The following is a 15,327-nucleotide window of genomic DNA, read 5'->3' as shown; positions in this document are numbered from 1 at the left end:
ACTCACGAGGACTGCGACCCCAGTGCGTCACGAACCGCCGGAACATACACGTCCACCGCGTGCGGCAGGGACAGCGGAGAGGGTGCCAGGGTGGAGACCACGTCCGGCTTGCTCGTGGTGAAGATCGTGTGGCCCTTGGAGACCGCCGGGATGGTCCGCAGCATGGGGTCGTTCTTGAACTTCTCGGCCGCGGCCTGGTCCTCGGCCACGCTGATGTACAGGTCGCTCTCGAGCTCGTCCGCGCGCTCCTCCGGCCACTCTCGCCAGAACTCGTCCTCGGACACGTTGTCCTTGACCACGGGCGCCAATTTCAGGCCGATAGCTTCGAAGAAGCGCGTGCGGGAGTCGCCGGGGCCGTAAAAGCCGAGCTTCTGCGTGGTATCGCCATAAATGAACGTTTTGCCCGCAGCCTCGCCCAGGTCCTCGCCGCGCTGGGACAACAGATCCTCGGTCTCCTTGACGAGGTCATCACCGGCCTGCGAACGGCCCAATGCCTGGGCCACGGCACGCTGTTGGTCCTGCCAGGAACTCACCCACGGGCCCGTGGGATAGGCCACCACGGGCGCGATCTTGGAGAGGCGGTCGTAATCCTCCTGAGTAATTCCCGAGTTCACGGCCACGATCAGATCCGGAGTCAGTTCGGCCACGGCCGTGAAATTAGTGCCGTCGGCTTCATCGAACTGCTGGGGCTTATCGCCACCCAGGTCGGCCACGGCCTGGTCGAACCAGTCGGTCGAATCGGCGGCGTTACCGCCCCAGGCGACCTTGGCCACGCCCACGGGCACTACACCCAGCGCCGCTACGAAGTCCTGGTTATTGCTTCCGCCAATGGTCACTACGCGCTGTGGCTCGGCGTCCACTTTCGTGGTACCCAAGGCATGCTTGACCTCCACGGGGAAACTGTCGGTGGCACTCGACTGCGCCGCTGGACCCCCGGTATTCTCGCCGTCCCCACCGCGTGAACCGGTGGAACACGCGGCCAGGCCAACAAGCGAGGCCAGCGCCAGACCGGAGCCAAGCAAACGGCGTCGGGTCACGGGGGGCGTGTGGGCAGAGTGTGAAGATGCGGGCACTGTGGCTCCTCGAACAGTCCAATTAGATCAGGTTAGGCTAACCTAATTTATTCGAGCGGGATCTGACAAGACGACGATGGGCCCCGCCGAAAAGTTTTTCAGCGAGGCCCACCCAACACTCGATGAGTGTCAGGATTCCTTACGGATCATCTTGTGCGGAGCAGCCTGGGCCACGGGCTTGAGTGTCAAAGTGTCGATGTTGACGTGGTGCGGCAGTTCCACGGCGAACGCCAGCACCTCTGCGACGTCAGCTCCCGTGAGCGGCTTCTCCACACCGGCGTACACCTTGTCCGCCGCTGCCTGGTCACCACCCATGCGCATGAGCGCGAATTCGGGAGTGTGCACCAGGCCCGGTGCGATCTCCACCACGCGCACGTTGTGCTCGGCTTCCTCGAGACGTAAGGCTTCGGTCATGGCTCGCTCTGCATACTTGGCCGCGTTGTACCCGGCTCCACCTTCATAGGCGCGCATCGCCGCCAGTGATGTCAAGTTGACCACCGAACCCTCACCGTTTTCGCGCAGTGTCGGCAAGAATGCTCGGGTCACGCGCATGGTGCCCATGACGTTGACCTGGTACATCCAGTCCCAGTCCTCATCCTTGGCGTCCACTACCTTGTCGGTTCCGCGGGCACCGCCGGAGATGTTGAGCACGGCATCCACGGTCTTCTGTTCGGAAAGCACCTTGTCACGCAGCGCGTCCACCTGGTCGGCCTCGGTGATGTCAGTCGGTGCGGCAATCGCCCCGGTTCGCTGGGCCAGATCCTCCAGGCGATCGGCGCGGCGCGCCACCGCGTAGACGGTCCAACCGCTGTTGCGGAGTCGCTCCACGGTGGCCTCACCGATTCCGGTGGAGGCCCCGGTGACCACGGCTACTTTGCCGTTTCCGACGGGCTTGGGGTTGGCATACGCGGTGTGTGTGTTCTGGGTCATATCACCCACGTTACGCCGTAGATTTATCCGGGAGAAATACTCAGTCCCAATGAATTAGGACGTTTCAGAATCCGCTGCGGTGATCGCGCAGCCAGCCCAAGAGGACCACTGCGTTGTTGTGCTGCTCATCCTTAGCGTCATAGAGCAAAGTCGCCGCGCCCACGTCCCGTAACACCTGCTTGAGTTCCGCCACTTCGCCCGATGCGTCCTCGTCCAGATCCTGTCGGTAACGGTCAGAGAACTCTTCGAACTTCTCAGGGTCATGACCGAACCACTTGCGGAGCTCGTCCGTGGGTGCGAGCTCCTTGAACCAGTGATCCAGTGCGGCGTGGTCCTTGCTCACCCCGCGAGGCCACAATCTGTCGACCAGGATGCGAGCGCCGTCGTCCTGGGCCTTGTCTTCGCGAACGCGCTTGATCTGCAACTGTGCCATGACTCCACGCTAGGCCTGTTGCGCCCGGTTTGCATGAGAGACTGGGGCACATGGCACAAAATCTTGAGGGTACAGACACGCCCAATTTCAGTGACAGCGCTGCGTCCACCACCGCGGTGAACGTTCCCGACAAGCCGGCCCTGGAGGGTCTGGAGGACAAGTACTCCGCGCAGTGGCGCGAGAACGGCACGTACGCGTTCGACGAGGACACCACTCGTGAGTCCGTCTACTCCATCGACACTCCCCCTCCCACGGCCTCCGGCTCCCTGCACGTGGGACACATGTTCTCCTACACGCAGACCGATGTGATCGCCCGCTACCAGCGGATGAGCGGCAAGAACGTCTTCTACCCGCTGGGCTGGGATGACAACGGCCTGCCCACCGAGCGCCGCGTGCAGAACTATTACGGTGTGCGTTGCGAGCCCGGCAAGCCCTACATCGAGGGTTATCGTCCCCCGGAGAAGCCGGCCAAGAACCAGCGAGACTGGGATGTGGTGTCCCGCCAGAACTTCATCGAGCTGTGTGAAGAGCTCGCTGTGGAGGATGAAAAGGTCTTCGAGCACCTCTTCTCCACGCTGGGCCTGTCCGTTGACTGGAACCGCACCTACCGCACCATCGACGCGCATTCGCGCAAGGTGTCTCAGCTCGCCTTCCTGAAGGATTACGAGGCCGGTAACGCGTACATGGCCGAGGCCCCCACCATGTGGGACGTCACCTTCCGCACCGCCGTGGCGCAGGCCGAGCTCGAGGACCGCGAACGCGAAGGCGCCTACCACCGTGTGTCCTTCCACCGCCCGGACGGTGAGAAGGTCTTCATCGAGACCACCCGCCCCGAACTCCTGCCCGCGTGCGTAGCCCTCGTCGCTCACCCGGACGACGAGCGTTACCAACCGCTGTTCGGCACCACCGTGCGCTCTCCCCTGTTCGATGTCGAGGTCGAGGTCAAGGCCCACCCCCTCGCCAAGCCGGACAAGGGTTCGGGTATCGCCATGATCTGTACGTTCGGTGACCTCACCGACGTCACGTGGTGGCGCGAACTGAATCTGCCCACCCGTGCCTTGATCGGCCGCGACGGCCGTTTCCTCGCGGAGCAGCCCGAATGGATCGCCGACGGCGCCCCGGCCGAGAATTACGCGCAGGTCGCCGGTAAGACCGTGTTCTCCGCGCAGAAGGCCGTGGTGGAGCTGCTTGAGGCCTCCGGTGATCTGGAGGGCGAGCCCAAGAAAATCATGCACCCGGTGAACTTCTACGAGAAGGGTGACAAGCCCCTCGAGGTGGTCACCTCTCGCCAGTGGTACATCCGCAACGGTGGTCGCGACGCTGAGCGCCGCGAAGCACTCATCGAGCGCGGCCGAGAAATGTCGTGGCACCCCACGTTCATGCGTTCTCGCTACGAGAACTGGATCGAGGGCCTCAACGGTGACTGGTTGATTTCCCGCCAGCGCTTCTTCGGCGTGCCGTTCCCGGTCTGGTACCCGCTGGACGAGTCCGGCGAGCCCGACTACGACCACCCCGTGCTGCCCTCCGAGGATCAGCTGCCCGTGGATCCCACGGCGGATGTGGCCCCCGGCTACACCGAGGACCAGCGCGATCAGCCCGGCGGTTTCATGGCTGATCCGGATGTCCTGGACACCTGGGCGACGTCTTCGCTGACCCCGCAGATCGCGACCGGCTGGGCCGTGGACGAGAAGCTGCACGCCAACACGTTCCCCATGGATCTGCGTCCCCAGGGCCACGACATCATACGGACCTGGCTGTTCTCCACCGTGGTGCGGGCCGAGACCCTGGCTCAGACCGTGCCGTGGAAGCACACGGCGCTGTCCGGCTGGATCCTGGACCCGGACCGCAAGAAGATGTCCAAGTCCAAGGGCAACGTGGTGGTTCCCACAGACGTGCTCGACAAGTACGGATCGGACGCGGTCCGTTACTGGGCGGCCTCCGCCCGGTTGGGTGCAGACACCGCTTACGACGAGGGTCAGATGAAGATCGGCCGTCGTTTGGCGATCAAGTTGCTCAACGCGTCCAAGTTCGTATTGGCCCAGGGTGTCACCGAGGCCTCCGTCCTGGGCTCGGGCACGGACGACTCCGTGGTCATCAACGGCTTGGACCGCGCCCTGTTGGCTCAGCTGTCCGACGTTGTCACCCGCGCAACCGCTGCGTTCCAGGAGTACGAGTACGCACGTGCCCTGCAGTTGATCGAGTCCTTCTTCTGGACCTTCACCGACGACTACGTGGAACTGGTCAAGGACCGCGCTTACGGTTCGCGCGGCGCGGAGGCTCAGGCGTCCGTGCACGCTGCTCTGGCCACCACGCTCGACACCATGCTGCGGTTGTTCGCACCGTTCATTCCGTTTGCGACCGAAGAAGTCTGGTCCTGGTGGCGCTCCGGTTCGGTGCACCGTGCCTCCTGGCCCGTGACCGACGGTTTTGCCGGCCTGGCCCAGCAGGGCGATCCGGAAGTGCTCACCGTGGTGGGTGAGGCCCTGTCCGGTCTGCGTAAGTCCAAGTCCGAGGCCAAGGTCAAGCAGCGCACCGCGGTCACTTCCGCGACCGTCTCCGCGCCGGCCGCTCAGCTCGAGCAGCTGCGTGCTGGCCTGGACGACCTCAAGGCCGCCGGTAACGCTGCGGACCTCACGCTCACGGATGCTGACGGAGAACTGACCGTCAGCGACGTGCAGCTGGAGGCAGCTGCCGAAGCGTAGCCACACGGCACATGACAAGGGCGGGTGATCCTCTTAGGATCATCCGCCCCTGTCATTTCAGCTATGGAATTGACAGCCGACATTCTGGTCCGTGAAAGTGCGGTTTCAGGCCGGCTAAGTGCACCATTGCAGACTGATTTGTCCGCCGCGACTGCTGGGGCCGTGATCCTCGCTGCCGTCAGGCCTTCACGGCGTCCACGGCTGTCACACCCGCAGAGGGAACCTCAGCTGAAGTCCGGGCCCTTCTCACGGCCGCGCTTGATCTCGTAGAAACCGGGGTATGAGGCCAGCGCGAGTGCGCCGTCCCAGACCTTGCCCGCTTCCTCGCCCTTGGGCGCCGGAGTGAACACGGGGCCGAAGAAGCCCACGCCGTTCACGGCGATGCACGGGGTGCCAATGTCCTGGCCGGCCACTGCCTGGGCCGCCTCGGTGGATGTGCGGATCGCGGCGTCGTAGTTCTCGGAGTCCTTGGCGTCTGCCAGCTCTGCGGGCAGGCCGACCTCGGCAAGGGATTCCTTGATGATCTCGAGCTCGTCCTTCATGCCGCCCGGGTGACGACGCGTGCCCATGGCGTCGTAGAGCTTCTTGTAGTACTCGTCGCCGTGCTTCTGAGCAGCTGCCTCGATCACGCGCACCATCCACATGGACTCAATGTGGCCCTGGTGGTGGTTGTCCGGGTTGTTCTCGTTGAGGATGCCCAGCGAAATAATGCGCCAGTTGACCTCGACGTCGCGGATCTTGGTGACTTCTTCCATCCAGCGGGAGGTCATCCACGCCCACGGGCACAACGGATCGAACCAGAAATCTACGTGCTGCTTCTCAGACATACGGTTACCTTTCAACAGACGAATGCGTTGTTTACAGGAGATGTTCGTGCGTCACGCGGACTTGTGACGACGCCGCTCCGCTTCGATCATCTCGTGCGTAAAGACCTCGGGGTCGCTCAGCTTTGTCACGGAGTCCGCGGTGACCAGCACCGCAGCGACATCGTCACGGCTGGGCAGATCGAACATCACCGGCATGAGGATGTCTTCCAGGATCGCGCGCAAACCGCGGGCGCCCGTGCCCCGCTCGATCGCCAATTCGGCGATGGCCTCCAGGGCCTGCGGGTCGAAGGTGAGCTCCACGCCATCGAGTTGGAAGAGCTTGCGGTACTGCTTGACCAAAGAGTTCTTGGGTTCGGTGAGAATCCGGACCATGTCCGACACCGACAATTTGGACAGCGTGGTCACAACGGGCAAACGACCGATGAACTCGGGGATCAGGCCGAATTTCAGCAGGTCCTCCGGGCGCACCTGACCGGTCAGATCGACCTCGGAGGTGTCACGGATGGCAGCCCCGAAACCGATGCCCTTCTTGCCCGTGCGCTGTTGCACGATCTCATCGAGACCGGCGAATGCTCCCGCCACGATGAAGAGCACATTGGTGGTGTCAATGTGCAGGAACTCCTGCTGGGGATGCTTACGCCCGCCCTGCGGGGGAACCGAGGCGACGGTTCCCTCCAGGATCTTCAGGAGCGCTTGCTGGACCCCTTCACCCGATACGTCCCGCGTGATCGAGGGGTTCTCAGATTTACGCGAAATCTTGTCGATTTCGTCGATGTAAATAATCCCCTGCTCCGCTTTCTTGATATCGAAATCGGCAGCTTGGATGAGTTTGAGGAGAATATTTTCAACGTCTTCACCTACATATCCGGCCTCGGTGAGGGATGTGGCATCGGCCACGGCGAACGGTACGTCCAGTTTACGAGCCAAGGACTGCGCCAGATAGGTCTTGCCGGAACCGGTGGGGCCCACCAACAAAATGTTGGACTTGGCCACTTCGATATCTTCTTCGTTGCCGTCGGAACCGGCAATCGACAGAGTCTGCCCGGAGACCCCCGCGCGGATGCGCTTGTAGTGGTTGTACACGGCCACGGACAGAGCCCGCTTGGCGGTGTCCTGCCCGATCACGTACTCCTGTAGATGATCGTGGATCTGCTGCGGGCGTGGAAGCTCCATCTGGTCGGTTTCCTCGACCTCGGTGAGCTCCTCTTCAATGATCTCGTTGCACAGTTCGATGCACTCGTCGCAGATGTACACGCGAGGCCCGGCAATGAGCTTGCGCACCTGCTTCTGGCTCTTACCGCAGAAGGAGCATTTGAGCAGATCAACGCTCTCCCCAATGCGCGCCATAGCCAATCCTCACAGTTCATCTAGACGTTTGCCCTCGGAACCACTTTAGGCGAGGGCGGAAGGTGCACCAAAGCTCGACACCTGTACGTGACGCGCAGCGGCGCCGCCGGAGAAAAACTCTCCCGCGACGCCGCTCAGCCTACTCGTCCTACTGGGTGACGGTGGCAGGCTTGTTGATCTTACGAGATTCCAGCACCTGGTCGATGATGCCGTACTCCAGCGCATCCTTGGCCGTGAGGATCTTGTCGCGTTCGATATCGCGGTTGATCTCATCAGCGGACTTATTGGTGTGCAGCGCCATGGTCTCTTCCAACCAGTTACGCATGCGCATGATCTCGTTGGCCTGGATCTCGATGTCCGAGGCCTGACCGCCGCCCTGGCCCTCCATGGCGGGCTGGTGGATCAGCACGCGGGCGTTGGGCAGAGCCAGGCGCTTGCCCGGGGTGCCACCGGCCAGCAGCACGGACGCTGCGGACGCAGCCTGACCCAGGCACACGGTCTGGATCTCGGGGCGGATGTACTGCATGGTGTCGTAAATGGCCGTCATGGCCGTGAACGAACCGCCCGGGGAGTTGATGTACATGGTGATGTCGCGGTCCGGGTCCTGGGACTCGAGCACCAGCAACTGCGACATGATGTCGTCAGCGGAGGTGTCGTCCACCTGGACGCCCAGGAAGATGATGCGATCTTCGAACAGCTTGGTGTACGGGTTCTGGCGGCGGTAGCCGTAGGGTGTGCGCTCTTCGAAGTCCGGAATCACGTAGCGGCTGGTGGGCAACTGCGGTGCAGTGGCGTGAGGCAAATTCATTGTTCCGTCCTGAAATTCTTGAAGTGGTTCGTGACAGCTACGGCTGGTTACTTGGAGTCCCGCATGGTTCCGCCGCCACCGGTCACGTTGCCGGCGGACTGAGCGATGTGGTCGAAGAACCCGTATTCCAAGGCACGCTCGGCGTCGAACCAGTTGTCGCGGTCATTGTCGCGAAGGATGGTCTCGAGATCCTGACCGGTCTGCTCGGCCGTCAACTCGGCCAGGCGCTTCTTCATGGACAGGATGAGCTCGGCCTGCACACGGATGTCGGATGCCGTGCCACCCATGCCGCCGGAGGGCTGGTGCATGAGGATGCGGGCGTTGGGGGTCGCGTAGCGCTTGCCCTTGGTACCCGAGGACAGCAGGAACTGCCCCATGGAAGCAGCCAGACCGGTGGCCACGGTCACCACGTCGTTGGGGATCAACTGCATGGTGTCGTAAATGGCCATGCCCGCGGTGACGGAGCCACCCGGGGAGTTGATGTACAGGAAGATGTCCGCCTCGGGATCCTCGGCAGAAAGCAACAGCATCTGCGAGCAGATCAGGTTGGCGTTGGTGTCACGCACCTCGGAGCCGAGCCAGATGATGCGTTCCTTGAGCAAACGGTTGTAGACGTAATCGTCCTGACCGTTGGGCGCCCCGTCCTCCATGCGCGGAGTGACCGGTGCGGCACCGTACGGCTGGATGGGAGTGGAGGTCATGGAATGCCTCTTTCTTCTGGGCGGGGTTACGCGCGCCGGGCGCACAGCAACCCATGAACACTTTCTGTCTCAGCAGCGTAGTGCCGTACCCGCGCCGTTTCGCGGGCACAGCCCTATTGTTCGCTGCTGGCGCATGGTCCCGGACACACGACGACACCGCAGGCAACCTTCGCGTGGAAGGCTCCCTGCGGCGTCGTTGTGAGCCACTGTGCGCCCGCGTGAAGCGGGCTCACGGATGCTTACTTGGCTTCGGTCTCGACAGTCTCTGCCTCTTCGGCAGCGGCCTCTTCATCGTCGGAACCGACGAAGGCGGACAGGTCCACCTCGTTGCCCTTGGAATCGGTGACCGTGGCGTACTCGAGGACCTTGGCGAGAGCCTTACGGCGGCGCACCTCGCCCACCATCATGCCGGCCTGGCCGGAGCCGTCCAGCATCTGTGCGAACTGGTTGGGGTCCATGCCGTACTGCTGGGACATGTTGATGATGTAGTCGATCAGCTCGGACTGCTCCACGCCGACTTCTTCGGCCTCGGCCACTGCATCGAGGATGATCTCGTTGCGGAAAGCGGTCTCGGCGTTGGCGCGAACCTCGGCGCGGTGCTCATCCGTGTCGTGATCGGGCTCGGCGGAAGCCTGGGCCTCCGGCGAATCGAAGTGCTGGGTCAGCTGATCCTCGATGACCTTCTCGGGAACCGGAACCTCGATGAGCTCCACGAGCTTGTCCAGAACCTTGTCACGAGCCTCGATGCCCTGTTCGACCACTGCGGACTCGGAAGCCTGCTTCTTGAGGTCTTCCTTGAGCTCGTCAATGGTGTCGAACTCGGAGGCCAGCTGAGCGAACTCGTCGTCGGCCTCGGGCAGCTCGCGCTCCTTGACCGCGGTGACCTTGACCTTGACGGTGGCGTCTGCACCGGAGTGCTCGCCGCCGGCCAGCTTGGTTTCGAAGGTCGCATCCTCATCTGCGGACAGACCGGTCACGGCCTCGTCCATGCCCTCGAGCATGGTTCCGGAGCCCACCTCGTAGGAGAGGTCGTTGGCTGCGTCAACTTCTTCACCGTCGACCAGAGCCTGCAGGTCCAGGGTGACGTGGTCGCCCTCGGCAGCGGGACGGTCAACGGACTTGAGGGTGCCGAAACGGACGCGTAGCTCGTCCAGTGCCTTCTGCTCGTCCTCTGCCGTGGCCTCACGTGCCTCGACCTCGACCTTGAGGCCCTTGTAGTCGGGCAGCTCGATCTCGGGGCGGATGGCCACGTTGATCTCGACCTTGGTGTCAGCCTCGCGGTTGTCGGATTCCGGCTTGGCCAGAACCTCGACCTGCGGCTGGGACAGCGGGGTCAACTCGTTCTCGGCGAGTGCCTGCTGGTAGAAGTCGTTGAGGCCCTCGTTTAGGGCATTTTCGATCACGAAGTCGAAGCCAACGCGCTGGTCGATGAGCTTCGAGGGGACCTTACCCTTGCGAAATCCGGGGATCTGAATCTGATCGGCCAGCTGCTTGTACGTCTCTGCGACAAACGGCTTGAGATCGGCGTAAGGGATCTCAACGGTGATCTTCGCCTCGGTGGGGTTGAGTTTCTCGACGGCGCTCTTCACTTCCGTTGTACTCCTGGGGTCGTGGATGAACAGTTCTCACGGGCCAAGGTTTGGCCCGGTCGGTCAACGAGCGCTCCCTGCCACTGCATGGCGGATGAGCGCTCAGACGTCGGGGTGACAGGACTCGAACCTGCGATCTCCTGCTCCCAAAGCAGGCGCGCTAGCCACTGCGCTACACCCCGTTGCCGGTGTATTTCCGATGGTTATTGGCTACCCGCGGGCACAAAAATAGACCCTGGACACACCAACATCGTGCAAGTCTAACGTGTCATGGGCCTCTGAACTGAAATTCCGCCCTCGGCAGCGGTGAAATGGGGCTGAATTGGCGAGCGCCCGACCCCTCGTGTAATCTTTCGGTGTCCCCGGGGGTGTAGCTCAATGGTAGAGCCCCAGTCTTCCAAACTGGCTACGCGGGTTCGATTCCCGTCACCCCCTCGAGATACTCACAGCGGCCCCGCACTGATTCAGTGCGGGGCCGCTGTGCTGTTTCCCCCCCTGGCCTCGGACCTCTCCACATTGGGCGGCCCATCTCCAGCCAGACTCCGCTTCTGAGGTGGCGCTCGAACCACGGCCTACATGTGAGGCGTCGTTGGACCCCTTGGCGGGGCCAGGAAGGGTTCCAACGAGACATGAGGTGCGCCCGTGGGTTCCACCGGCGCACAGAACGTGGGCCCCCTACTTCTGGCACTCCGGGCACCAGTAGAGCGCGCGGCCGTTGAGGTCCTGTCGTAAAACCGTGGTGCCGCAGTGCAGACAGGGCTGGCCGTGACGGTGATACACGTAGTTGCCGTGGTGGGGCCAAGCTTCGTGATCGGGAACACCGGGGCGGTCCACGGGGTCCGTGGTGATGATGCGCCCCACCCGTACGCCAATGTTCATGAGTGCCACGTTTTCCTCCCACAGCCCCACGAGGTCTTCGCGGCTCAGTGACGTTCCGGGTAGGAATGGATCAACCCCGCGGCGGAACAGGGACTCCGCGCGGAAGATGTTGCCGATCCCCGCCACCACGTTCTGCTCCATGAGCAACACGGCGATCGGGCGTTTGCTCTTCCCGGCCTTGGTGATGAACGGCTCGGGGTCCGCATCGGGGTCCAGCGGGTCCGGACCCAACTTGGACTCGGCGACCGCAGCTTCCTCGGGAGTTTCCACGGTGCACAACGCCGGGCCTCGCAGGTCGGCCCACCCGTGCTCCCCCACCAGCCGCGCCCGCACCGCACCCACGGGAGCAGCGGGAACGACCAACCCGGCGTCGTCGTACTCGACAGCGGTCTCCTCAGAGGACCCGGCTTCCTGCTCCCCCACCTTGCGCGGCGCGCCGATGGACGACGCCGCTTGGAACGTCTCGTCGCCGGCGAAACTCCACGCGCCGTAAATACCGAGGTGTGAGCGCAGGATCAGAACGTCAGCGGCGTCGGACGGGGCAGTGAAGCTCATGAAGAGCTGCTTGCCATGTGCGCGGGCTCCGGTGAGGGTGCGGCCGTCCAGCTGAGCCGCGCCCGGCGCGAAACGTCCCTGCGGGCTGGAGACCCGCAGGGACTGTCCCGCAAAGACATCATCGAGCTGGCGTGCCAATCGATGAACGGAATGACCTTCAGGCACGGTCAGTTCTGGGCGATGGGGCGTGCGGTGACCTGGTCGAGCTTGCCCTTGACGTCACCGGTGGTCTCGTACTCGCCCAGCTGCGCGATGCGGCGCTCGTGGCGCTCTTCGGCCGTGAATTCTTCGGCGAGGAACGCCTTAACGATCTCCAGGGCTTCTTCCTTGGAGTGCTGACGACCGCCGATCGCTACGACCTGCGCATTGTTGTGGTCGCGAGCGAGTCTGGCCGTGTCGAGGTTCCAGGCCAGTGCGGCGCGGATGCCCTGCACCTTATTGGCGGCCATCTGCTCACCGTTGCCCGACCCGCCGAGCACGATGCCCAGGGAATCCAGGCCCTGGTCACGGTCTTGCTTCACAGCCCGAGCAGCGTGGATGCAGAAAGCCGGGTAGTCGTCGGCGGCGTCGTACTCTTCGGGGCCGTGGTCCACCATGTCGTAGCCGGCGGCGGACAACTGATCGATGAAGTAGTGGGACAGTTCGAGACCTGCGTGGTCGGTGGCGATGTGCACGCGCATGAGCGGGGTTTCTCCTGGATCAGGTGCGGTACCGGGCGGGTGTTCTCCCGGGTATCCGCCGAGGGCAATCTGACACTCACCACCGTACCGTGGGCCCCGGAAATCGCCCTGATCAGAGGGATCACAGCCCGCGCCGTGTGATCCTGGCCGCAGACTGCCATAATGGCTAGATGCTCGCGCGCTTAGGGCGCGCACGCCCCCAGCTGTCGAGGAGAGGATCACTCACGTGCCCGGAATCAATTTGACCCGAGAGGAAGCCGTCCAACGGGCGGAGACTGTATCGGTCGATTCCTATGATGTGGTCCTGGATCTCACGGATAATCCGGAGACTTTTGCGGCGCGCACCACGGTTCGTTTCACGGCCACGCCCGGTGCGAACACGTTCATTGACGCGATCACCGCATCAGTGGAATCGGTGACCGTCAATGGGAAACAGCTGGACCCGGCGGAGGTCAGCGACGGCGTGCGCATCCAACTCCCCGATCTCGCGGAAACCAACGAACTGATCGTGGAATCCCGCATGTTCTACATGAACACCGGCGAAGGTCTGCACCGCTTTGTGGACCCGGTGGACAACGAGGTGTACCTCTACACCCAGTTCGAGGTCGCCGATGCCCGCCGAATGTTCCCGGTGTTCGAGCAGCCCGACTTGAAGGCCAACTTCCGTTTTGACGTGACCGCCCCGGATCACTGGGCCGTGGTCTCAAATCAGCCCACCCCGGAGCCGGTAGCGGTGAGCGAGGGCGTGGCCCGCTGGACGTTCTCCCCCACTCCCGTGATGTCCTGCTACATCACAGCATTGATTGCCGGACCGTACGTGTCCATCACTGATTCGCTGACATCCTCGGACGGCCGCACCATCGATTTGGGTCTGTACTCACGCAAGTCGCTGTCTGAATACGTTGACGCTGACGAAATGTTCGGAGTCACCAAGCAGGGCTTCGAGTTCTTCGAATCGCAGTTCGGAGTTCCCTACCCGTTCGAGAAGTACGATCAGCTGTTCGTCCCGCAGTTCAACGCCGGTGCCATGGAGAACGCCGGCGCAGTGACCTTCGTGGAGCAGTACATCTTCCGTTCCAAGCCGTCCCAGGCCCGCGTGGAACGCCGCGCCATCACCGTATTGCACGAGCTGGCCCACATGTGGTTCGGCGATCTGGTGACCATGCGCTGGTGGAACGACCTGTGGCTCAACGAGTCCTTTGCGGAATACATGTCCACGCTCGCGTGCGCCCAGAACACCAAATACACCAACGCGTGGACCACGTTCGTGGCCGGCGAGAAGTCCTGGGGTTACGAACAGGATCAGCTGCCCACCACGCACCCCATCAAGGCCGAGATCCGCGATCTCGAGGACGTGCTGGTCAACTTCGACGGCATCACCTACGCCAAGGGCGCGTCCGTGCTCAAGCAGCTGGTCGCCTGGGTCGGCCAGGAAGAGTTCATGGCCGGCCTCAACGCGTACTTCGGCAAGCACGCGTGGGCCAATACCGAACTCTCGGATCTCATGGTCGAGCTCGAGGCCGCAAGCGGTCGCGACCTCACCGACTGGACCGAGCACTGGCTCGAGACGGCCGGGGTCAACACCCTGATCCCGCACGTTGAGGCGGACCAGGACGGTGTGATCACCTCGTTCGCGATAGAGCAGATCGGTCAGGAGGGCCACCCGACACTGCGCCCGCATCGCTTGGCCGTTGGATTCTACGATCACGACGACGCCGCCAACAGTCTGGTTCGCACGCACCGCGTCGAACTGGACGTGGACGGCGAACGCACCGAGGTGCCCGAGCTCGTGGGCCGTGAGCGCCCGGACCTGGTGCTGCTCAATGACGATGACCTGGCCTATGCCAAGATCCGCCTGGACGAGTGCTCTCAGGACACGGCCTCGAATCACCTGGCTGATTTCGAAGAGTCCCTGCCCAGGTCGCTCGTGTGGGGTGCCGCTTGGGATTCCGTGCACGACGGTGTTTCCCCGGCCCGCGAGTACGTCCAGTTGGTTCTGGCCAACATCGGCCGAGAGACGGATTCCACCGCGGTCCAGGTTCAGTTACGGCAGTTGGACACTGTGCTCGATTACTACCTGGCGCCGGAGGACGCGGACGAGATCCGCGCCGACTCCGCAGCGTCGATCTGGAAGTTGGTGGAAGCTTCCGCCCCGGGATCGGATCACCAGTGGCAGTTCTTCCGTGCCTTTGCCCGCCGTGCGGTGACCTCCGAGCAGTTCGATCAGCTCGATGCCTTCGATCGCGGCGAGAACATCCCCACCGGTGTGGAGATGGACACCGACACCCGCTGGGTGGTGCTGATCGCCCTCATCGCCGCAGGTCGACGCAACGAATCGGACATCGACGCCGCCCTGGCCAAGGACAACACGGAAACCGGTGCCATTGCGGCGGCCACGGCCCGCGCCGCGATTCCCACGCCCGAGGCCAAGGCTGCCGCGTGGCAACAGATCGTGGTGGACGGCTCGCTGCCCAATTCGCAACAGCAGGCCGCTATCGCGGGATTCTTCCGCGCCCATGACCAGGAACTCGTAACCCCGTACGCGGACAAGTACTTCGAGGCGGTCACCGACGTGTGGACCACCCGCACGCATGAGCTGTCCCAGCAGATTGCGGCCGGTCTGTTCCCGCGACTGGCAGCGCAGGCAACCGTCGACGACGCTCAGCGGTTCCTGGACCGGCTGGGTTCCGAGCACAACGGGCTACGCCGGATCGTATTGGAGCGTCAGGATGCCATCCGCCGAGCCGTGGCGGCCCAGTCGGTCGATGCAGCCGCAGCAAAGGAGACCCCGTCCGCATGAGTG

12 protein-coding genes and 2 tRNA genes are annotated in these 15,327 nt (G+C 63.2%); 3 read left to right on the top strand and 11 right to left on the bottom strand.

What is annotated here, in order from left to right:
• Window positions 1-2: 2 nt before the first annotated feature.
• The 3 genes from ABD283_RS01745 to ABD283_RS01735 form a co-directional block, all read right to left on the bottom strand.
• Complete coding sequence (locus tag ABD283_RS01745; protein ID WP_344223336.1) at window positions 3-1,073, bottom strand: iron-siderophore ABC transporter substrate-binding protein; 1,071 nt, start codon at window positions 1,071-1,073, stop codon at window positions 3-5.
• 129 nt (window positions 1,074-1,202) lie between these two features.
• On the bottom strand, window positions 1,203-2,003 hold the full coding sequence (locus ABD283_RS01740; protein ID WP_344223335.1) for an SDR family oxidoreductase: 801 nt from the start codon (window positions 2,001-2,003) through the stop codon (window positions 1,203-1,205).
• A gap of 64 nt (window positions 2,004-2,067) precedes the next feature.
• A complete protein-coding gene (locus tag ABD283_RS01735) occupies window positions 2,068-2,436 on the bottom strand; it encodes a DUF488 domain-containing protein (RefSeq protein ID WP_344223334.1) in 369 nt (122 codons plus the stop codon).
• A gap of 50 nt (window positions 2,437-2,486) precedes the next feature.
• Between ABD283_RS01735 and valS the strand changes: the two genes are divergently transcribed.
• Window positions 2,487-5,138, top strand: coding sequence for a valine--tRNA ligase (gene valS / locus ABD283_RS01730; protein WP_344223333.1), 2,652 nt, complete (start codon window positions 2,487-2,489; stop codon window positions 5,136-5,138).
• Window positions 5,139-5,362: 224 nt separating this feature from the next.
• Here valS and ABD283_RS01725 read toward each other — a convergent pair whose 3' ends face one another.
• From ABD283_RS01725 to ABD283_RS01700, 6 genes are all read right to left on the bottom strand, one after another.
• Complete coding sequence (locus ABD283_RS01725; protein WP_344223332.1) at window positions 5,363-5,965, bottom strand: mycothiol-dependent nitroreductase Rv2466c family protein; 603 nt, start codon at window positions 5,963-5,965, stop codon at window positions 5,363-5,365.
• 51 nt (window positions 5,966-6,016) lie between these two features.
• Complete coding sequence (gene clpX, locus ABD283_RS01720; protein WP_344223331.1) at window positions 6,017-7,312, bottom strand: ATP-dependent Clp protease ATP-binding subunit ClpX; 1,296 nt, start codon at window positions 7,310-7,312, stop codon at window positions 6,017-6,019.
• A 148-nt stretch (window positions 7,313-7,460) separates the two neighbouring features.
• Complete coding sequence (locus ABD283_RS01715) at window positions 7,461-8,120, bottom strand: ATP-dependent Clp protease proteolytic subunit (protein ID WP_344223330.1); 660 nt, start codon at window positions 8,118-8,120, stop codon at window positions 7,461-7,463.
• Between the two features lie 47 nt (window positions 8,121-8,167).
• Complete coding sequence (locus ABD283_RS01710) at window positions 8,168-8,770, bottom strand: ATP-dependent Clp protease proteolytic subunit (RefSeq protein WP_344223372.1); 603 nt, start codon at window positions 8,768-8,770, stop codon at window positions 8,168-8,170.
• A 290-nt stretch (window positions 8,771-9,060) separates the two neighbouring features.
• Complete coding sequence (gene tig, locus ABD283_RS01705; RefSeq protein WP_344223329.1) at window positions 9,061-10,410, bottom strand: trigger factor; 1,350 nt, start codon at window positions 10,408-10,410, stop codon at window positions 9,061-9,063.
• A 109-nt stretch (window positions 10,411-10,519) separates the two neighbouring features.
• Window positions 10,520-10,592, bottom strand: a tRNA-Pro gene (locus ABD283_RS01700).
• A gap of 182 nt (window positions 10,593-10,774) precedes the next feature.
• On the opposite strand from ABD283_RS01700, the gene ABD283_RS01695 reads away from it, so the two are divergent.
• Window positions 10,775-10,845, top strand: a tRNA-Gly gene (locus tag ABD283_RS01695).
• A gap of 240 nt (window positions 10,846-11,085) precedes the next feature.
• Here the strand turns inward: ABD283_RS01695 and ABD283_RS01690 are convergent.
• A complete protein-coding gene (locus tag ABD283_RS01690; protein WP_344223328.1) occupies window positions 11,086-12,009 on the bottom strand; it encodes an Fpg/Nei family DNA glycosylase in 924 nt (307 codons plus the stop codon).
• 2 nt (window positions 12,010-12,011) lie between these two features.
• Complete coding sequence (locus ABD283_RS01685; RefSeq protein WP_344223327.1) at window positions 12,012-12,524, bottom strand: ribose-5-phosphate isomerase; 513 nt, start codon at window positions 12,522-12,524, stop codon at window positions 12,012-12,014.
• 226 nt (window positions 12,525-12,750) lie between these two features.
• Between ABD283_RS01685 and pepN the strand changes: the two genes are divergently transcribed.
• Window positions 12,751-15,324: an aminopeptidase N gene (gene pepN, locus ABD283_RS01680; protein ID WP_344223326.1), complete on the top strand. Its 2,574-nt coding sequence runs from the start codon at window positions 12,751-12,753 to the stop codon at window positions 15,322-15,324.
• The last annotated feature ends 3 nt before the right edge of the window (window positions 15,325-15,327 follow it).

This window comes from Kocuria atrinae, from assembly GCF_039531425.1.
GTDB classification, from domain to species: Bacteria; Actinomycetota; Actinomycetes; order Actinomycetales; family Micrococcaceae; genus Kocuria; species Kocuria atrinae.
Note: the sequence above shows the minus strand (reverse complement) of the source record. Positions and strands in the feature narration are given on the sequence as shown.

Bases quoted from the DNA above. Each gene is read 5' to 3' on its own strand.
- ABD283_RS01725 (WP_344223332.1), bottom strand. From the start codon at position 5,965: ATGTCTGAGAAGCAGCACGTAGATTTCTGGTTCGATCCGTTGTGCCCG.
- valS (WP_344223333.1), top strand. From the start codon at position 2,487: ATGGCACAAAATCTTGAGGGTACAGACACGCCCAATTTCAGTGACAGC.
- ABD283_RS01710 (WP_344223372.1), bottom strand. From the start codon at position 8,770: ATGGAGGACGGGGCGCCCAACGGTCAGGACGATTACGTCTACAACCGT.
- ABD283_RS01715 (WP_344223330.1), bottom strand. From the start codon at position 8,120: ATGAATTTGCCTCACGCCACTGCACCGCAGTTGCCCACCAGCCGCTAC.
- clpX (WP_344223331.1), bottom strand. From the start codon at position 7,312: ATGGCGCGCATTGGGGAGAGCGTTGATCTGCTCAAATGCTCCTTCTGC.
- ABD283_RS01740 (WP_344223335.1), bottom strand. From the start codon at position 2,003: ATGACCCAGAACACACACACCGCGTATGCCAACCCCAAGCCCGTCGGA.
- ABD283_RS01735 (WP_344223334.1), bottom strand. From the start codon at position 2,436: ATGGCACAGTTGCAGATCAAGCGCGTTCGCGAAGACAAGGCCCAGGAC.
- ABD283_RS01685 (WP_344223327.1), bottom strand. From the start codon at position 12,524: ATGCGCGTGCACATCGCCACCGACCACGCAGGTCTCGAACTGTCCCAC.